Origin of the sequence: Anaerosolibacter carboniphilus, from assembly GCF_014205875.1 — a bacterium.
GTDB lineage: Bacteria > Bacillota > Clostridia > Peptostreptococcales > Thermotaleaceae > Anaerosolibacter > Anaerosolibacter carboniphilus.
Genome location: NZ_JACHEN010000003.1, coordinates 143,124 through 162,835 on the forward strand (window position 1 = coordinate 143,124; position 19,712 = coordinate 162,835).

Consider the following 19,712-nt stretch of genomic DNA (forward strand, 5'->3'; position numbering starts at 1 on the left):
AATATTTAATCCTCCATAATTTCGTTAAATTCGTTTTTAGCATTTACTACGTTAATCGCCGGTCTTTTATCTGAGTTTGGAACAAGAGTCGGCTTACCCGGTGGTTTGAAAACGAGATCACCAAGGAGTTCCTCAAACTTGGCTTTACCCATCAGTTTTTGCATCTCTGTCATCGGAATAAGGCTCTTTCTGTAAATATCCTTATATCCACCTGCTACAGCTTTTTCTGCGATGGCTTCTTCATCTTTATACTTACGAACCGAGCGACCTTCCACAACTTTAAAACCATTCCACTCTTTACCGTGATTGACTGCTGCATCAGTGGCATAGGCAGTTATTTCATTTGCCCATTTGGTAAGGTCGGGAAGAACAAGTAAGATTTCTTCTATTTCAGCATCCGTCAGAAGAGGTGGTATCTTGAATTCTTTCTCAGCAAGTTTTAGTTTTTCTTCGGCTCTAGCCCTACATTTGTTTGCCGCTTTACAGAAGGTACACCATGGACCGGGGATGTATTCACCCTCACCGTTGAAGGCTTTGTCAGCTCTGGGCTTTAGTTCCTCTTCCGCCCAGCATTTTAGTTCTTCCACCGGTATTGTCCAGGTGCTGACATTTTCTCTTCTAGGCTGAAAGATCGTCATGGACACTTCTTTAATGTCGTACAGGTGATCATAGATTCCAAGTGCTCCTAGGGCATACAGTTTCATCTGTGGATTGTCCACTGCATCAACTAGCACACCCTGTCCATATTTAAAGTCTACGATGTGAAGTCTGTCATCTGAAATGATTACACAGTCTCCTGTCCCAAAACCATCTGGAACATAACAAGAGAAATCAAGACGTTGTTCAATAAGAACGATAGGATCTGTGCAAGACTTTCTTGCAAGTTCTACCTGCTCCATGATGAAGTCAACGTAGGCATCCGTGCATTCTTCCATTTCATCTGAATCATACTCTGATGTAGGCCTCTTACTCCTGATGCGAAGTGCCTTTTTTAGCTTGTGTTCAGAGAGGGCATGGGCTGCTGTACCTTCTTTTGCTGCTTCTCCATTTGTGTTTTCAAACTCAAGTTCAAGCCTTGCAGATGGTAAACAATGAAGCCATCTGTGTGATGAAGATGCAGATAATATTGCATGATTACCCATTCCCAAGAACCTCCGCATCTTTCAAGATATCAGCATAATAAGCCTTATCAACAGCACTTAACTTGTCAGCACCATACTTCCCAATGATGCCCCGCACTTCAGCGGTAAAGCCAAGCTGACTTTTTTCGGCAAGTACCATTCTCACTTTTTCCAGCGAAATATCCGGCTCATTTGCTTTTTCTGTCTTTGTGGTAGGTGTTTCTTTTGGAGCAGAATCGCTATCTGCCATTGCATCACAAACCGCTTGTATGCTATCAGCAAGCCTTCGCATATCATTTACCACATCAAGCAGTAACTTTATTTTGCTCAAGGTCATTTCCTCCTTTCGTCATCTCACAGATAGAGAGTTCCTCGATGCTGTCTCCGGGGATTACAATCGTTACACGCTGTTTTCCCCCAAGAAGGAATCGAAGGATGCGCTCCCTCACGGAAAAGTTACGGTAAGTAACAATCCCACCTGTCTGTGGTTTCTTTGAAACACTAATTTTTAGATTGTGCTTCATATCCATCACCTCTTTCTAAAGGGCGCTTTTATTTGTTGCCCTCTACCTGGTAGCCTCAGGAGATACATAAATCTGACGGTTTAATAAAAAAAATGCCCAAGGAAGTTTTAAACCTCCAAGGGCATCATGCTTAGTTAGGGATTTTCAGTTTTTGACCGGCATAGATAATCGTTGATTTCAAATTGTTCAGTTTAACAATCTCTGTGTATCTTGTGCCGCTACCGAGTAGCTTGGCTGCAATTGCCCAGAGAGAATCACCTTTAACTACCGTATACTCTTTGTAAGTTGGTGAAGAGGTGCTACCGGTGGTATATACAATCATACCCTCGTTGTTGAAAACATAATAACCTGGGTTTTTATCAACCTGTGATTTTGCATTGGAAAGGATACGATATGCACCAAGCTGTGATTTCGCATCTGCCCAAGTTTTTCTAACGCGGTAATAGCCTGTAGTCAGCTTTTCAGGATAGGTTGTATTTTCAGAGCCCCCAGCAGGTGGTTCACCTGCTGAAAGTAACTTTTTAACCTCTGTTCTAAAAGTGTCCATGCTCTTACCATATCTTGAAAACCAATGTCTTGGATCAGCATGATTGGATGCAATCCCTCGTTGATACCCCTCATAGTGGCCGATAATCGTACCGGCAGCCATCGGGTCGAGTTTATACTCCTTACAAAGGTATGCACATAGCTCCACCGCTTCTTTATAGACCGCATTAAAATACGAGGCGTCGGTCAAACCGTCCTCGCAGATTTCAAAGCCAATATGTGTATTATTCGCATCGCCTCCAGCATGCCAACCTCTATGATTCCATGGTAGGGTTTGATAAGTTGCAATGGAGCCATCTTTAAGTTTCCCTATAAAGGCATGGACACAAACCTGTCTTCCATCTGGTCTGTCTTGATTCCAATGATTATTATATTGATTTACTCCTAACAGACCATCATCCGGTCCAACATATCTGCGTAAATTTGGATTGTTCGCTCCGGTGCTATGAACCATGATGCCTTTTGGTGTAATCTTTCTTCCTGCCTTGTAGCAGGCATTCTCTGTAAATATAAGCTTTCTGAGATTCATTATTGCTCTCCTCCTTTGTTATGCAGCTGAGCAAGAATATCCTTTAATTTTTCTGGTATCGGTAATCCTAAGCGCCCTGCATTTTCCAACATGGAAACCCCTTCATTGGAGCAATAGAAAAAGATGATGGCGGTTCGGAGCATGCTACCGTCTCCTATAAGGTTCGTGTCGATAATATGACCTATTCCAACCATTACAAAAATAAGCACCTTCTTAAAAATGCCTCGAAAACCGACCACGCTGGATAGCTTTTTATCAACGATGGCGCACATGACACCAGTGATATAATCAGCCACCATCAATGTAACTAATGCATATAAAAACCCATCAAACCCTCCTAAAAACCATCCCAAGAATCCGCCTAATGCAGTTAGTGCCACTTGTACCCAGTTCCAAATTTCCTTCATGACTTTTACCTCCTTCATGATTTTGAATATATAAAAAGAGTGCCTGCATCTTCGCAAACACTCTTGGATCGTTATAATTGATTCGTTTATATTTGTTTAGGCAGTGCCTCCCATAATCTCATGTCCTCCTGTCCTAAAGACCAAATGGCAATTCCTCTAAGCTTCCATCGATATGCCGCTTCATTTGCCCAATAAACAAGGCTGTCTACGTCCTGGTAATAAAGAATTGAAAAACCATCAGCATCTCCAAGAAATAGGCGAGAGATCCAAACATTGATATCCTTAGGCACGACTTTTACTGAATAATCATTTCCGCATACAAGTGGCAAGACTCCTGAGTGAAAGAAATCATAATCCATGGAGATGTCTTGGCTTCTTGTTGAAGACTCCTCCACATCAATATTTACAGCGAATACCTGAAACTCATTATCCCAAGTCACACCAGTCCTTGAAAGCCTTCCATACTCTACGGTCGTTCCTCCTGGAAATATCACATCAAACCTTTCATACGGTTCATAGACCCAAGCATCTCCCAACCTTAATAGTTCACAAAGAATGCGACCATCAGAACGAACCCCTGCATAACCTCCTGAAAACCCATTAAGGGTTGCATTAAATCGAAGAGTATTACTTGCCCCTGAATAGACCCTTACCGAGTTACCTCTAATCCTTATTTCAATAGTGTACATTCTCGGATTGGAACGAAGATTTGCCTCAGTTGTTTTTATAATCCCAGTGGCAGTACTACCTAGCAGGGAAGACCCCTTATAGAGTTCGATGCGTTGCGTATTGAAATTCAGACAGCAAAATACGTCCCCACAAAACACCCCTGCTCGCCCATTTCCTTCCGGTGTAAAAGCTATTCTTGCTCGTAAATGAACATCTGAAAACCCTTGATAATTCCATGCCAACTCTCCTGAGCCATCAAGCTGTGAGTAGGGACGACTAGTTGTTTGATTAGGATTTCTCCACACCTGCCACTGTCCACTTAAAGCTGTCCAATAACTAGATGGTAAGGGGTTGTCATCCCTAAAGTCTTCATACCAAACTAGTGCAGAGTCTGCTTTTCGACGAAGTACCTCTGTTGTTAGTTTAAATCCTCGATCCGGTTCAGCCATCACTCCGTTAACATCTTTAAACATTCGTGGTGATAACATAAATTCTGCCTCTCCTGCAGAAGGACTCTCAGAGAAATTAGAGCATACACGAAATCCATAAAACTGTACACCTGGTACTAGCGCACTGACGCTGATCGTATGCATGCCAGCTGAAAGATATACACCCGAAGACAAGGAAAGCCAGCAAGTTGTGCGCCAATATGGCCACCATAGTCTATTCTCACTAAAAGTAGAACTTACACCATCCAAAGCAACATGAATACCATTCTTATCCCAAAAGGGAAAAGAGATACGGAATGCAACATCATAAACACCGGCAGTAGCTATTTCAAATTCATATTCTGCTTCGCCTCCTTCTCCAAGGGTTACCATTTGAGTAGAAACGGACACGTTCCCAGTATGGCTATCTGGACTTCCTCCAGTCCGGTCTACATAGATTGTGCCAAACTCAGTTCTTTGCTGTTTACTATAAGCTGTCAAATATCTGCGCCTGTTATAGGTTTCTCCAATTAACGGATACGTTCTTGAAACCGCATCCCACCCTTCCATGTAGTCATACACCTGCGGTAAAGCCCAAGGAACCTTATCGTAATCATCCCAATACGCAATGATAGGAATACGAGGTTGGGGAGGAGCATCATTTGTGAAGTTATAGACTCCAGTCATCCAGTTTTGGGCTGCATAATAGGTGTTGGAAATTCCTCGGTAGGTAATGCCTAGATTCGCAGGAGAATCGTGTATCCTCCAGTTCCAACCATAAGCAGGCAGTCCAAAGAACACTTTTTCAGGAGTCATTACGCGAGCCGCATAATCATAGGTCCCTTCCAGCCAATTCCTAGGGGATACAGGTCCCGGTGCAGAACCCGCCCAAGCCATGCCATAACTCATGATTGCTGCTGTATCGCAGTAGGGATCTAAATCTTCATAAACACACCAGTTTTCACCACCAACGGAGCCTTGTACCCCTGTCATGCCGGGTAAGCAAATATTCACGAGTTTAGATGGATTGTATGCTTTAACCGTATTATAGATATCTTGAAAGAGAGCATTGGCCGCATCCTTATTTTCATAGCCACCACCACGCTCTAAGTCTATATCCACTCCAGCGCACCAAGGGTATTTATTCATAATACGAATAATCTCAGTAAGGAATTTATCCTTTGCACCATTTGTATTATTTCTAAGGGCTGTAAAAATGGATGCTGTACCATGATTCATGATAGTAAGCAGCCATTTGATGTGTGGCCATCGGTTGATGTAAGTAAGCATGCTGGAGATGCTTGTACCTGTTTCTGTTATTGTTCCGGTAATATCTACTTCAAAGGTAAAAATCCCTACGGTATCCAAGCGATCACCATAATCACGTAAGGCTTGGTACATACGAGCATTGCCCATGAAACTCCAAACCATGCACCGCTTTCCTTTTAAATAATCTCTCATGGGCGTTCACTTCCTTCCTGCATTTCTTGAAACTCGAATAATACCCTGGCAGATTTTCTATCTTCTAACTTCACCACATGCTTACTATCACTAGCTACGGTGTATTGAAAAAAGCCCTCTTTTTCAGAAGGGCTCCCATTTTTCAAACACTGCTTGGTAGAGGCTAAAAGAGAAAGTGTGTCTCCTGGGTTTATGGAATCTTTAAACTTAACCTTATGTGCTCCAGCTCCTTGAGATAACTCAATACCTCCTGCTTGCATACCCTGTATCGGGTAAATGTGACAATCAAGACCAGCTGAGGTTTTACCAAGATTAAAGAGAATGATTGTTTCACTACTACGAACCACTCCGTTATAAAAACGAACAGGCACAATGCTATTATTCTGCCTAAATTTCTGGAGCATGGTTTCTGTATTGATTGTGTAACCCGTCAAGCGGTCTCCTTCTTGCGCTTGAATGTCGGTAAAATAAACCGTACCGGTGCAGTCTTCTAAAAGTAGTTCCACCGTTATGCTAACAACACGCTTTTCTTCTTTGCAATGAATGGTCTCTGCAAATCTAGTAAAAGAAACTGACAATATCACCACCTACCCATCTAGTGTCCATTTAATTTCTGATACATGGGGAGTCCAGCCTGTAGCAATAGAGCCTCCTTGTAAAAGCATATCAGTAAAGAATACTGCGCCTGTGCAATCAGAAACATATATACGAATGGTTAGAGCCTTTATCTTGCTAAACCCTCGCGGTGAGATAACATGAGCTGTATGGAAAAAATAAGCCATAGCACCACTCCTTCCTAAAAGAGATCAATAAACCTTGTTTCGGTTGTACCATCCTCGTATTCAATCATAACTTCAATGCCGACTTGCCCATTAGGGCCTTTTTGAAGATTCTCTGATGCAATCTGAGCTGAGAATGTGTAACTCCTCCTACTTGCTGGATAAATAGTTTGAGATAGACTTTTTGTCATACCTAAAACCCCATCAGCTTTAAAGGAAGCATCTCCTGAGACACCATTGTTTGGATCAACATCAAACCCTGAATTGAGCCAGTAGGTGATCCCGTCATCGGCTCTTGAATTTCTTAGATGGTTAAAGGGGACTAAATCTTTTACTTCCTGCCTGTCAAGGACATCGGCTGAGGATAAAATATCGGCAGCTTTATCCCACCCAGCAGATGCATCCCCTAATTCTCTTAAGGTGGTGGATAGCTCCAGCACTGTTTTCCATGGCTCTTGTAGATTGTACTGCCTGCGCACCACACGAGTTTTTACTGACAAATTTAAGTCTTTATCATCCACGGTAACGATATCTCCAAGATTCCAAGCTTCATGTTCATAGCCCGTCAGCACAGATAAATCCATAGCTGAAAGAACATAGGAAATTCTAGGCTTTGAATACTGTGCTAATCGCATATTAGCAAACTCGAGCATCTGATAAGGATTGCTAAAGGATGAGGCATCAAGGGTTGCCACTCTTACTTCTGATGAGTAACTGTAATCCTCCACATATTCTTTATTGCCATTAATAGAGGCAAATGTCATCCCATCTTTTCCATATGCATAAAGTCGAGTGATTAAGCTTCTTGTATCTACTACCCTTTGTATGCTTTTCATATTTTTTCTGTAGCAAAACAATGCTCCACTGTCTGTGCCACCAAATGTCAGAAGATGCACCAACCTATTAGCACTATCAAATATTAAATCTCCTCCATGAATGTTCTGTGTGGCTCGAAGAATTGATAGCGCGTTTTTCTCCGTAGATTGCCATGTTCTCCTTGTACTTACCGTGACATTCCCTAAAGCCCACCCTGTACCAATCAGGGCATAATGCATAGGAGCCTCTGGTGTTTCAGCGACAAAATCCATCGGCTCTTTTGCCGCGCTGAATGAAAGATCATAAAAGGCAGCTTCCGCATACACTTGTGTAATCACTCGACCATCAGAAGTTTTCTCATCTGTCGTGGTCCGAATTCGGTACACATCATTTACAATCTGCACCTGTTTCTCATTATCCAAAGACTCTCGCTTAGGATCATGAAATGGCAACTTAAATTCCAAAATATCAGCACCGTTTACCTCACTGGTTACAATGATGTCAAAGGCATTTTCTAACACCGCTTCCCACGCACCGTTGGTATCCAAAACAACTGGTCTTGCAAATCCGAGCCTCTCATAAGGTGGTTTCGGAATATCATGAAGCTGTATTTCTATAAGCTTAGGTGTTCTTGTTGTATCTTGAGTGGTCAAAGTAATTCGATAACGAATATAAGCTCTATTCGGTGACTGAAGTTCTCCGCTGGGTCCCACTGACTGCCACTGTGTCCAACTGACTAAATCATCAGAGGTAGAGGTTTCAACAAGGGAGATGGCAGTTACTCCTGCTGTGTATTCGCTGGTTACTGATACTCGTCCTGTTCCTGCAAGACCACAGGCAGCTGCGGTTGTATAAAGCTGACCATTTTGAGCATAAACACCACTTGTTGCCTTCAGCATAACAGTACCCGGTTCCGTTAGAGCATCTACATCAGCGGTACTGTCACCACCGTTTGCCAAGATAGAAGATTTGAAGTAGGAAATAAGCTCCTCCATGGTAAGCTCAGAATTCTTTTCATAAAACCAATCATCAAATCCGCCCGCATAATAATAAGTATCAGCCAGCATTCCCATGACAATATTGGCAACACAATTTTGATTCAAATCTCCTGTAAAAGTTCTAAGGGGCGATTGCCAAACATCACCATCACTTCGGTCACAGACCAAATTTTGTACTCTTTTGCTATTTACTTCAATAATGGACGCTATAAAATACCAACCATTATTCCTAAGCGTAATACTTGGTGTTTCCGTTTGATCATAAATCAGCGAACCCGATGCATTGTAAAGCATTAGTCTTAATCTTCCTTGGTATAAGGAGACATAGAAAATCGGTTGTCCTGGTCCATGTCTGGTATTAAAAATGGGAATAAAATTTTGACCAATAGAATAAGTTGTCGGGTTAATCCATCCACCCACTACGATTTTTTCTCCTAAATCACTAAAAAAGCTACCGTCATTGGTAGCCACTAAATGGGTTCTTTCACTTGTAGGATTGACAATGTTTTGCCTGAAAAATCTCCCGAGTCTACCTAAAACCAAACTAGCTGAAGTTCCTGACCATCCGGAAACAAAGAAGTTTCTGTTATTGCCCGATGCATCTAAAAGCATGGTGTTTCCATCTGGCGCTGATTCATTAAATCGCCAAAGTCCAACGGTTTGATCACTTACTGGATACTCGCCTGTGAAATCTGTTTGCACTGTTAAAATCGACTTAATGGCCACCTTATCACCTCCATCTGCTCTTAGCCAGAATCCTTAATTCAGAAAATGTTGCTCCCGCCACAGTGATTGCTATTTCATTATCTCCCTTATGAAGAACAGGAAAATTCAGCTCATCCAAGCCTGGCAAACCATTTCTCAATGTGTTTCCGTTTGTATCCGTTATTTTGGCTGTCACTAGTCCACTGTCAATGACAAGAACTTCATCTGCTGTCAAAGCTCCAACAACTCGTAATTCTTCACCATTTGTTGTAATCGAGATATAGGTGGAGGATGAACTGTTAATTGTACCCTTTAGTTGATAAACGGGTTCTGAGTCAGCATTTCCGGTTAATCTTTCAATCTCATGGTTGCCTTCACTAGAAATTGTAAATTGCTCATCTGTCAGAGCATAAGCATGAGGATCTGGGCATATAAACTTAAGATCAAATGCCCCTGCCGTTCTAAGTAGCCTCTCACAATCCACCTGTTCAGTAAGACGGGCATAAAAGTAACGATCCGGAATATCATCCAATACAAGTTGTTTCAAACCATTCATGGGGTTTAACCATTCAGCTAACCCATCCAATACACCTACTAGATCAGCAAAACTTTTTTGTGGGTATACATTACAATTAACGATAATGATTCGCTCTGAGCTATCACAACCAAAATCAGCAACACCCGCTTTCCCCGGCACCATTTCATAAGAGTTTCTAAGGGCGGGCGATGCCTGCCAGCTTGTGAGTCTTGCTTTTATCTTCATGTTCTTTGAACTAATACCGTTATAAATAAATCCCATACATCGCCCTCCTTTACGTCGTTATAAAGCGCCCCTGTGCTCGAGAACCGGTCTGCATTAAATTGTAGAGTTCTTGTGATATCTTTCTAATATCATCTTCACTTCGTACAATCATCTGCTGAATGGTAATTAAAGAGCCACCAAGCATTCCATATCCGCCACCTGCACCACCATTTACATTTACATCGGAGTCTAAATTAAAATCTGTGGGGATGACCTTTTGCATATCTTCACTAACATCATCCATGGCCTTCTCAAAGCCTACACCGATACCTTCACCCATGTTTTCACCAATACCTGCGAAAACTTGAGATGGAGATCGGATGCCTAAAAGTCCCTTAACTCCTTTGACAATTCCACCAACCATGTCACTGACTTTATTTTTAAGCCAAGTCACCATGGAGGCAATACCATCCCAGAGTCCTCTGGCGATGTTTTTACCCACATCAATAATGGCCGGTATGGCTTTTCCTAAACCAGTCACTATTGCTGTAATAATCTGAGGAATTTGTGCCATTAACTGAGGAATAGCCCGAATCAATCCTGCCGCAAGCTGAATAGTCAGCTGAACACCCATTTCAATAATCTTAGGTAGATTTGTGGTGATAAAAGTAATAATGCTACTAATAATTTGCGGTAAAGCCTGAATTAAGGTAGGCAGTGCATTTAAGATACCTTGTGCCAAACCACTGATAATTTGGAAAGCCGCTTCTAGGACCAAATCCAGATTATTAATCAATGTTTCTACAATCAAAATCACTGCTTCTACGATGGACGGAATCAGTTCCGGCAGTGCTTCACCAATGCCAGTTGCAAGGGTAACAATCATCACAAGTGCCGCTTCAACAAGGGCAGGGAGATTGGCAATGATTCCATCCACTAAAGTTAGTACCAATTGAAGCGCCCCTTGAGTTATCTGTGGCAATGCCTCAATAAGACCGCCCACTATGGTCATAATAATATTTGTCGCTGCATCAATCAGTGTTGGTAAATTATCCAAAATACCGTTAACAAGAGCAATGACTAGCTCAGGAGCAACTTCTGCAATGGCAGCTATCAGTCCAGTGACCACATCTAAGATTTGAGGAAGAATTACTGCTATCTGGTCAACTGTTTCTTTGGCTCCAGCTTTTAACTGTTCCGCTGCACCTTCTTGCCCTGTGATTAGACCTGTAAGACCATCAAGGATCATGGTAAAGCCGGGGAGGAGTTGGGAAGTGATATTGTTTTTCACACCAGTAAAAGAACGGGTAAGATTATCCATGGCATCGGTATACTCGACTGCAGCATCGATGGATTTATCACTCATCACCAGCCCTAGCTCGCTGGCTTTGTTCTTCAAGTCTTCTGTGCTTTCTGCAGTTTGGTTTAAAAGGGCTGCTAGTTCCACGGATGAGTTTCCAAGGAGATCATTGGCAATGGCCGCTTTTTCGCCTTCATCAGCAATACCCTGCAGCCCTCTCACAGTCATCTCAAAGATTTCTTCTCTTGATTTCCCTTGGAGATCTTCCATTGAGATTCCTAATCGCCTGAATTTATCAGTGGCAGAAGTACTACCATTGATGGAGTCATCAACCGTGTTATTTAGTTTTTTCATGCCATTTTCTAAAGTAGATATGCTTGCACCATTTTGCGAAAGCACATAGTCCCACTCTTGATAGCCTTTTCTGGAAAGTCCTATGCGTTGACTTGCTTTATCAATCTCATCTCCAGCTGCAGCCGCATCATTAGCCATGTCATAAAGCTTTTTACCGGCGGCAACTGCAGCAGTTCCAATGGCAGCCATAGCCGCTCCGATTGCCACACCGATTCCTTTGACAATACTGCCTAGTTTCTCAAATTTTCCTCCCGCATCATCTGCAACGTTAGCACTCTTTTTTATCTCATCACCAAAATCGTCCGCTTCATTTCCCGCTTCATCAAAACCTTCACTGGCTTCATTTAGTGCTTTGTTATTTTCACCAAGCTCCCGTTCCATCTTATTTAAATCAGCGTTGGCATTATTAAGCTGGATTTGCCAAGCCTGCGTTCTCTTATCATTTTCACCAAAGGATTCAGCGGCGTTTTTAAGGGCAGCTTCCAAAGTACCGATTTTATTCTTTTGTGCATCTATTTCCTTATTTAAAACTTCATTTCTTGCTGTTAAGGCCTGGACAGATTTATCCTGCTTATCAAACTGTGAGGATACCAGTTTCATCTCAGATCCCAGAACCTTAAATGTCTGATTGATGTCACGAAGTGCACTTTTAAATTCCTTCTCGCCCTCAACACCAATTTTGAGCCCAAAGTTATCTGCCAAAATCACCGCCTCCTTCCTTTAAAAATCAAATACCATAGGGAATAACATCATCTATGGAAATCTCCCTTTTTTGCTTGCTCACTCCAAGGAACTGTTTGTGACATTCCCATAAATCCATCAAAAGCCCAAGAGGTGTAAGCCATGTTTCCTCTTCAGTACGATTTAAATGGACTGTTCCGTAATATAAAAGCCGAGTAAAGAGCTCCTCCTCATTTACCCGGTTTGTGCGTTTTTTGAGTCATCTTCCGATGCAATATTTCGTTTCGTCCCTTTAAACATCGCTTCCATCAGTGCGTTTTTATATGTGGCAAGCTCCAAAGGTGAAGTAAGAAGTTCAATCTCCTCTTGCGTGAGAAGATTCTTCTTATCATTCGGATTTCGCAGGTTATAAATAAGCAAACTTTGATTGGCCATCAATGTAATCAACCAGACAATCTCATCCAGTGCCATCTCGAAGTTTTCTGATTTCATAAGCTTTTCACCCAGGTTTTCAAGCCCACCATATCTTCCTGCAATTTCTTTTGTAGCCTTAGTCGTTAAAATAAGCTCATACTCTTGACCACTAATAGTAATCTTGGCGCTGCGTTCGTTATCCATGGAACATCCTCCTATTCTTCAGTGCCACCGGATGCGGCAAATGTAGGTTCATATACTTCGTTGTACCATCCAGTAATAATTGATTGTGTGACTCCTTCATCACCCTCGTTAACTTCTGCTTTCCAAGGATGTCTGCCCTGACCATCCAATTTGTTCCTGCGTAGCACTGTCCCTTCAATGGTTGGAGTTGAAAAGGTAATGCTATCGCCTTTAGTAGCCAGATTAGTTGCTGGGATACCAAACTTGACACGATACAGCCAAAAATAACGATACTTTCCGTTTGCTTTTTTAGCCCTAAAGCCTACCGCAACAGGGTCACCGCCATCTTCACTGGTTGAAATGAGCACATGATTGTCATCAATGGTTGCTCCTGTAAGATCTCCTGCGGCAGTCACTCCAATGTCATCAATACCAAGCGCTAATGTGCCACTTCTGAACTCTTTAATGATTTCAGCCGCACCATCATCGGCATAAAGCGTTGCCTCAGCAAGCTCTACCGACAGTTCTGCACTTATGGCTTTTGCCAAGGGCACCGGGGTTTCATAGGTTTCATCACCGCTTGCATCCTCGGTGATTTTTGCATAATAAAGTCTATCAAGACCAATTGTAGCCATATTTTATTCCTCCATTTCTAATTTAAATTCATAGGGTTTTGCCACATCAATGGCATAGTGGTGGTAGCCTGTATCATCTTCATGGCCGATATACCTACGGTCTGTTATTGTAAAATCCGCACCCAAAAGAGTGCGGACTAAATTATTTTTAATGCCAATATAGTTACCTTTTACAAATAGGGAAAGTCTAACTTCCTGCACTTCATATTCAGGCTTGTTATCAGCATGAACCTCAAACAAATCGACAAGAGGTGTGATTACAAGATAAACATCAGGAGGCACACCAGAAAAAACACCTGTCTCTACTGGAATGCTACACATATCTGCTATGAGATTTAATTCTTTTAAGATGCTCATATTTTATCCACCTCTTCATCAAATCGCTGTTTCATTGCTTCTATACAGGCTTTTCTTGAAGTCCTTCTTGCAGGCTTTAAAAATGGTTTTGGTGGTTGACCGGATTTCCCATACTCTATGATATTGGCTATCTTGGCATTGCTTTCACCATTTCTTCTTGGTTCTTTAAAACCCACTTTTACATTGAAATTACCGTTTCGATCTAGCTTAGCAGGGGAGACACCAAGGGAATCGACTAGTTCACCCGTAGACCGGCTTTTTTCTTTTGTTCCACTTCCAATAGTCCCTTGTAAATTTGACTTTACTGTTTCTACAACTACTTCTCCTCCTGACTCCAGCACCTTCGGTATAATTTCATCTGTCTTATCACCCAGCTTTGAAAGTTTTAGAAGAAAATCCTCTGGCATTTTAACATCTGCTTTAGCCACTTGATGCCACCACCTTTTTCGCCAAAACTTCAATATACATACCTTTTCCTTTTACATCCTCCACACTTGTGATTTCGTATCGTCCATCACTGCACGCAATGACCATCTTAGTAGACACCGGAATATCCGGTATCTTACGAAAGCAAAACAGTGCGGTGGCTTCAGAGAAGGTTGCTCTATTGGCCCATTTTTCATTCCCGTGACGATCTTCCTTATAAGCACGAACAGACGCAACAATGGTGTCAGTGGGTTTACTAAAACCCTCACTGTCTTTTGCTGTTTCAACAGAAATAATATCTATAAAGGTATTCATTTTTCCAAAGCTCATACGCTACACCTTCCAATCCCGATCAAGCCTGAGCAGTAAATTTACCGTATTCCAAACCTGCTGGCCCGCCTGCACATTGTCAGCAAAAAAGCCACCCGTACTGCCATCCCGACTTTCATAGAAGTGGGATGACAGCATGATGATGGCTTGCTCCGTAGTTGGCGGCATTGCATTTTCGCTATAATGACCTTCCGGCAGATGCTGGTAACTCTCGGCATAGGAGGTTGCAGTGGTGATGTATGTCTGAAGAAGTTCATCATCACGATCATGCTCAAGAATTAGATTTGCCTTTACCTTTTCAAACAGTGTCATCACCGTCACCTTCCTTTATCTACGGAGTATCCTCTACCATTATCCCAGTGGCTTTTAACTTGGTAAGAAGGGCATTAAAGTCCGTTACCAAGTCCTCTACAGTAGCCGCAGTGCTTGCTGGTTGATTCTCAAGAACAGGGAGGCCGGTTACTTTGGCCCCCTCTTCTATGACAAGTTCACCACCGATTACGGTCTTTTCTCCACCTTGCTCTGTATAATTCTTCGTGTTATAACTCATCATTTGCACCTCCCATTAAGCCTTTTGCTGTAGGATTTTAACAGCTTCAGGAAGGATCAGTTTACCGTCTACACGTTGACTTGCAAGGAAACCAACTTGACCAGTGGTTGCAAATAGCTCATTTAAACGCTTGAAAGAACGTCCTTGTCTGTCCGCAATCCAGTAGTAACCAAAGTCACCAAATGCGATGGTCTTTGCCCCAGCCTCAATAATTGGCGCATAGGCTGAAGTATATACTGGACGGTTTAGCAATGTATCTGGAGTACCCGCAGTCAGCGAAGGCTGCCATAGATATTGGCCCTGTCCGTCTTTTAGTTTACGGATTGCTTTCACCGTTGCATCATTCATTAAGAACACTGCATTTTTTCTGTATGGTGCTTTTAATGAGTATACAAGATCGATAATCTCATCTGCTGTAATAGCTGTAGCCGAACCTGCAGTAATCCCAAGCTGTGCTCCACCCGTAGCATTGAAAATGCCTGTAGGTTTTCCATCAGCATCTCCAACAAGAAATGCTTCCTCTTCCTTTGCTCCAATTCTTCTTGCAAACTCAGTGGAAATATAGCTTTCAAGATTAAATACACTATCATTTAAGAGTTCATCCGAGACTTTGATCATCGTACCCAACTTATATGCACCAATGGAAGTCTGACCAAATACAGAATCACTCTCATCAAATTCCTCGCCTTCATCAAGCCAAGCCGCAGTTCCTTTGGTCACTACAACAGGAATTTTTCTGTCACCGCTTGAGGTCTGAATAATTTTTGCCAGCTTACGGAACACATTTTCTTCCTCAAGGGTTTGAATTAGGGTACGTTCAAATTCATCTGGAACAAGATATCCACCCTCAGAATCAGTTCCTACAGAGAGGGAATTGAGTACATCATGTCTAGGATTTTTGCTTCGCATGACATTCCAGAATGCCTTCTTATAATCATCACTTGCTCTTCCAGTCTTTGTTTCCATCCCTGGAATATTTGGTTTTCCAGTAAGAGGCATATTCACAGGTTTGTTAAGTTCTGCTTCAAGTGCCTCTTGGCGTTCCAGTCTTGTGATTTCCTTTCCAAGATTAACAATGTCCTCTTCCATTCTGTCGTAGGTTACCGCATCCTCCGCAGAAACAAGCCCGTCACTGCCACGTTTTGAATCAAGAAATGCCTTTGCCGCTTCCCATGCTTTTGCACGTTTTTCACGCAGTTCAAGAATTTTACTCATTTTGATTTCCTCCTAATATTTTAATAAATTAAGCCGCTCATAAAGCGGCTCGGTTGATTGTTTGACAACTGGTTTCTTAAGCTTATCCATTAATGAATTGGTCACTGCTCTTCGGCTAAACACAAAACTATCTTGCACAGTACTTTCTCCAGTTCTAAACATGATGTCATCAGCAAAACCAAGCTCAATCGCTTTATTGGCATTAAGCCATGTTTCTGCATCCATCAGATGGGATAGCCTTGTTCGTGATAAACCGGTTTTCAGTTCATAAGCATTGATGATACTTTCCTTTACTTCATCTAACATTTGCATTGCCTTTTGCATCTCCTCACTATCACCAATGGCTATGGTGAATGGGTTATGGATCATCATGAGTGAGGTTGGTGACATCAAGACTTCTGTTCCTGCCATTGCAATGACCGATGCGGCTGATGCTGCAATACCGTCAATTTTTACAGTGACATTGCCCTTGTAATCCATCAGCATGTTATAAATCTGTGATGCTGCGATACAATCGCCACCGGGAGAGTTGATCCAAACAACAATGTCTCCTTCGCCACTCATAAGCTCTGCTTTAAAAGCTGCAGGAGTAACATCATCTTCAAACCAACTCTCCTCTGCAATTGCACCGTTAAGGTAGAGGGTTCGTGTTTGTGTATCTGAATCACGCACCCAGTTCCAAAACTTTTTCATTTGGCTGTTTCCTCCAATCCTTCTTTATTTGCAAATATGCCCGCATCCGCAAGTTTGGTCATATTGCCGTTAATTAGGTATAAATCTCCTCCAAGCTCAGGTGGAATTCGGTCTAGGTTCTCAAGCTCCCTAATATCATTGGCGCTCATCCATCCGTTTTGTCTGGCGGTTGCATAGCCGCTCATTCGAGAAACATAATCTCCACGAAGTAAACCATCTACGTTAAACTTGGAAAAATACTGCTTCTTTTCATCTGATCTTAAAAGCGCTCTGCTAATGGCCTGCTCCCACCGAATTACCCAAGGGTCCAAGGTGTATTTCACAAACTCCAGTGATTGTTGTTCAATATTAGAAAAGCTCGACTTTTCCAGGTCTCCAACCATATGTGGAGGTACACGGAAAATTCGAGCGATTTCATTGATTTGAAATTTCCTTGTTTCTAAAAACTGAGCTTGCTCCGGCGAGATACCAATTGGCTGGTACTTCATGCCTTCTTCAAGTACTGCCACGCGATGAGAGTTGCTACTCCCTTGATAGGCTGCATTCCAACTTTCCCTTACTTTCTGAGGGTCTTTAATGGTGCCAGGATGTTCAAGTACCCCTCCTGGTGCTGCCCCATTAGCAAAGAACTTAGCTCCATATTCCTCACATGCTATTGCCATACCTATAGCATTCTTAGCCATAGCAATCGGCGAGTAACCCACAAGACCATCAAAGCCTAAACCTGGAATATGAAGTACATCGCTTGGTCTTAATGTAACCGCCACACCATTCATCGTTGGTGCATCATCGGAATATCTGGTGTAGGAATAATAGAGATTGCCACTGGAATCTCGATCCACAGACATTCGATTTGGCATTAATGGATACAGTGCTATGACTTCACCTTTGCCGTTTCGAATAATCTGAGCATAGGCATTGCCCCATAATAAAAGATGAGTCATCATCGTCTCGCGGAAAACGAAAGAACTCATCTCTGGATTTGGCTCATCATGTAATAAAAAATATAGCGGATGAGAAAGTGCTTTCTCCTTACCACCGCTATCGGTGTATTTATATAGATGAAGGGGAAGCCCTGCCACAGCCTCTGCTAATATCCTCACGCAGGAATACACTGCAGTCATTTGCATGGCTGTATGCTCATTAACAGGCTTGCCGCTTGTCGAGCCGCCAAAAAGGAAACTATAGTTGCTCCCTGCAGTTCGATTTTGTGGTTTGTCACGTGCTTTAAAAATATTTGTAAATAGCCCCATCTGCATCACTTTCCTCTCCTAAAACACGAGTAATCCCCGACCGTCATAAACCGAAGCACTCGTATCATTGCCACAGCGAATTGCTCTATCTAGAGCCATAATAGTGGCTACAGCACCATCTATTTTTTCTGTTGACTTCTCTTTATCCGGTTTAATGTTGCCCGCCGGATCAGTACGAATAAAAATATTATCCATCATCCATCTAAGAACAGGATGTCCACCATGTGCGACCTTTTCCTCCAAGGTTAGTTTCATAAGTTCCTTGGTTGGTGGACTCATATCTTTAAATCCCTGTCCAAATGGAACAACGGTAAATCCCATGCCTTCAAGGTTTTGTACCATCTGGACTGCACCCCAGCGGTCAAAGGCAATTTCTCGAATGTTGTACTTTTCACCAAGACTTTCAATAAACTTCTCAATGAAACCATAATGCACCACATTGCCTTCTGTAGTCTTAAGATGTTCTTGCTTTTCCCATACATCATAGGGAACATGGTCACGATTTACTCTGAGATTAAGGGTTTCTTCCGGTAACCAAAAATAGGGAAGAACAACATATTTGTCATCTTCATCTTCCGGTGGAAACACGAGTACAAAGGCTGTTATATCTATGGAACTTGAAAGGTCTAGACCGCCATAGCAAACTCTTCCAAATAAGTCTTCTTCATTTACGGCAAAAGCACATTTATCCCACTTATCCATTGGCATCCATCTAACTGCTTGTTTGACCCATTGATTAAGTCTTAACTGCCTAAATGTATTCTCTTCTGCAGGATTTTGCTTTGCAGATTCACAAGCGGCTTTTACCTTGTCGATTCCCACTGTAATCCCTAGGCTTGGATTTGCTTTTTTCCATACTTTTGGATCAGTCCAATCATCAGATTCGTCTGCTCCATAAATAACTGGATAAAATGTAGGGTCAACCTTTCGCCCTTCCAAGAGGTCTTTCGCTTTTTGATGTGTCTCATAGCAGATAGATTTGGTGTCTGACCCTGCAGTGGTAATAAGAAAATACAGCGGTTGGGTTCTTGCATCACCAGAACCCTTGGTCATAACATCAAAGAGTTTTCTATTGGGCTGGGTATGAAGTTCATCAAAAACAACACCGTGTATATTAAAACCATGCTTTGAATAGGCTTCAGCTGAAAGCACTTGATAAAAACTATTTGTCGGCTGAAAAACAATACGCTTTGTTGCCGACAGGATCTTAACTCGTTTACTAAGTGCTGGGCTCATACGCACCATATCAGCTGCAACTTCAAATACTATCGATGCTTGCTGACGATCTGCAGCACAACCATAAACCTCCGCTCTTTCTTCACCATCACCACAACAAAGAAGTAGGGCAACAGCAGCCGCAAGTTCTGATTTACCCATTTTCTTTGGTATCTCAATATAAGCTGTATTAAACTGTCTATATCCATTTGGTTTAAGTGTTCCAAAAATATCTCTGATAATTTGCTCTTGCCAATCTATGAGTTCAAAAGGCTTTCCTGACCATTTACCTTTGGTATGGCTTAAGCACTCAATAAAGTTGACCGCATAGTCTGCAGCATCTTTATCGTAATAAGAGTCCTTTGCCATAAAAGCTGTCGG

At 42.2% G+C, this 19,712-nt stretch carries 22 protein-coding genes; all 22 read right to left on the reverse strand.

From position 1 onward, the window contains the following. Nucleotides 1-5 precede the first annotated feature (5 nt). Nucleotides 6-1,142 (reverse strand): DUF2800 domain-containing protein, encoded by a 1,137-nt coding sequence (locus tag HNQ80_RS03750; protein WP_069980596.1) that lies wholly within the window; start codon nucleotides 1,140-1,142, stop codon nucleotides 6-8. After that, entirely contained in the window at nucleotides 1,135-1,458 is a 324-nt protein-coding gene (locus HNQ80_RS03755) for an rRNA biogenesis protein rrp5 (protein WP_334292684.1), read from the reverse strand. Before HNQ80_RS03755 ends, HNQ80_RS03750 begins: the two co-directional genes overlap by 8 nt. Next, on the reverse strand, nucleotides 1,427-1,645 hold the full coding sequence (locus HNQ80_RS03760; protein WP_069980594.1) for a hypothetical protein: 219 nt from the start codon (nucleotides 1,643-1,645) through the stop codon (nucleotides 1,427-1,429). Before HNQ80_RS03760 ends, HNQ80_RS03755 begins: the two co-directional genes overlap by 32 nt. Before the next feature lie 130 nt (nucleotides 1,646-1,775). Continuing rightward, on the reverse strand, nucleotides 1,776-2,720 hold the full coding sequence (locus tag HNQ80_RS03765; RefSeq protein WP_069980593.1) for an N-acetylmuramoyl-L-alanine amidase: 945 nt from the start codon (nucleotides 2,718-2,720) through the stop codon (nucleotides 1,776-1,778). Then, nucleotides 2,720-3,127 (reverse strand): phage holin family protein, encoded by a 408-nt coding sequence (locus tag HNQ80_RS03770; RefSeq protein ID WP_069980592.1) that lies wholly within the window; start codon nucleotides 3,125-3,127, stop codon nucleotides 2,720-2,722. The genes HNQ80_RS03765 and HNQ80_RS03770 overlap by 1 nt, the downstream gene beginning before the upstream one ends. A gap of 86 nt (nucleotides 3,128-3,213) precedes the next feature. Beyond that, entirely contained in the window at nucleotides 3,214-5,685 is a 2,472-nt protein-coding gene (locus HNQ80_RS03775; RefSeq protein WP_069980591.1) for a glycosyl hydrolase family 18 protein, read from the reverse strand. Then, nucleotides 5,682-6,272, reverse strand: coding sequence for a hypothetical protein (locus HNQ80_RS03780; protein WP_330583665.1), 591 nt, complete (start codon nucleotides 6,270-6,272; stop codon nucleotides 5,682-5,684). Before HNQ80_RS03780 ends, HNQ80_RS03775 begins: the two co-directional genes overlap by 4 nt. Further along, nucleotides 6,273-6,467, reverse strand: a complete 195-nt coding sequence (locus HNQ80_RS03785) for a hypothetical protein (protein WP_069980589.1) — start codon at nucleotides 6,465-6,467, stop codon at nucleotides 6,273-6,275. A gap of 14 nt (nucleotides 6,468-6,481) precedes the next feature. After that, nucleotides 6,482-9,004 carry a phage tail spike protein gene (locus HNQ80_RS03790; RefSeq protein WP_184308318.1) on the reverse strand — a complete coding sequence of 841 codons (2,523 nt, stop codon included), beginning with the start codon at nucleotides 9,002-9,004 and terminating at the stop codon, nucleotides 6,482-6,484. Between the two features lie 4 nt (nucleotides 9,005-9,008). Next, complete coding sequence (locus HNQ80_RS03795; RefSeq protein WP_184308320.1) at nucleotides 9,009-9,782, reverse strand: distal tail protein Dit; 774 nt, start codon at nucleotides 9,780-9,782, stop codon at nucleotides 9,009-9,011. Between the two features lie 13 nt (nucleotides 9,783-9,795). Beyond that, nucleotides 9,796-12,081 carry a phage tail protein gene (locus HNQ80_RS03800; protein ID WP_184308322.1) on the reverse strand — a complete coding sequence of 762 codons (2,286 nt, stop codon included), beginning with the start codon at nucleotides 12,079-12,081 and terminating at the stop codon, nucleotides 9,796-9,798. A gap of 213 nt (nucleotides 12,082-12,294) precedes the next feature. Then, on the reverse strand, nucleotides 12,295-12,678 hold the full coding sequence (locus tag HNQ80_RS03805; RefSeq protein ID WP_184308324.1) for a hypothetical protein: 384 nt from the start codon (nucleotides 12,676-12,678) through the stop codon (nucleotides 12,295-12,297). Nucleotides 12,679-12,689: 11 nt separating this feature from the next. Next, nucleotides 12,690-13,292, reverse strand: a complete 603-nt coding sequence (locus HNQ80_RS03810; protein ID WP_184308326.1) for a major tail protein — start codon at nucleotides 13,290-13,292, stop codon at nucleotides 12,690-12,692. Between the two features lie 3 nt (nucleotides 13,293-13,295). Next, nucleotides 13,296-13,649, reverse strand: coding sequence for a hypothetical protein (locus HNQ80_RS03815; protein ID WP_069980583.1), 354 nt, complete (start codon nucleotides 13,647-13,649; stop codon nucleotides 13,296-13,298). Beyond that, the gene (locus HNQ80_RS03820) at nucleotides 13,646-14,077 is read right to left on the reverse strand and encodes an HK97-gp10 family putative phage morphogenesis protein (protein ID WP_184308328.1); all 432 of its coding nucleotides are present in this window, start codon (nucleotides 14,075-14,077) and stop codon (nucleotides 13,646-13,648) included. Before HNQ80_RS03820 ends, HNQ80_RS03815 begins: the two co-directional genes overlap by 4 nt. Continuing rightward, nucleotides 14,070-14,405, reverse strand: coding sequence for a phage head closure protein (locus HNQ80_RS03825; protein WP_184308330.1), 336 nt, complete (start codon nucleotides 14,403-14,405; stop codon nucleotides 14,070-14,072). Before HNQ80_RS03825 ends, HNQ80_RS03820 begins: the two co-directional genes overlap by 8 nt. A 3-nt stretch (nucleotides 14,406-14,408) precedes the next feature. Then, nucleotides 14,409-14,717, reverse strand: a complete 309-nt coding sequence (locus HNQ80_RS03830) for a head-tail connector protein (protein ID WP_184308332.1) — start codon at nucleotides 14,715-14,717, stop codon at nucleotides 14,409-14,411. 19 nt (nucleotides 14,718-14,736) lie between these two features. Then, a complete protein-coding gene (locus tag HNQ80_RS03835; protein ID WP_184308334.1) occupies nucleotides 14,737-14,955 on the reverse strand; it encodes a Head fiber protein in 219 nt (72 codons plus the stop codon). Between the two features lie 15 nt (nucleotides 14,956-14,970). Next, a complete protein-coding gene (locus tag HNQ80_RS03840; RefSeq protein ID WP_184308336.1) occupies nucleotides 14,971-16,170 on the reverse strand; it encodes a phage major capsid protein in 1,200 nt (399 codons plus the stop codon). A 12-nt stretch (nucleotides 16,171-16,182) separates the two neighbouring features. Beyond that, complete coding sequence (locus HNQ80_RS03845) at nucleotides 16,183-16,863, reverse strand: head maturation protease, ClpP-related (RefSeq protein WP_184308338.1); 681 nt, start codon at nucleotides 16,861-16,863, stop codon at nucleotides 16,183-16,185. Further along, a complete protein-coding gene (locus HNQ80_RS03850) occupies nucleotides 16,860-18,122 on the reverse strand; it encodes a phage portal protein (RefSeq protein WP_456298207.1) in 1,263 nt (420 codons plus the stop codon). The genes HNQ80_RS03845 and HNQ80_RS03850 overlap by 4 nt, the downstream gene beginning before the upstream one ends. A gap of 12 nt (nucleotides 18,123-18,134) precedes the next feature. Continuing rightward, nucleotides 18,135-19,700, reverse strand: a complete 1,566-nt coding sequence (locus tag HNQ80_RS03855) for a terminase TerL endonuclease subunit (protein ID WP_202695228.1) — start codon at nucleotides 19,698-19,700, stop codon at nucleotides 18,135-18,137. Nucleotides 19,701-19,712: the final 12 nt, after the last annotated feature.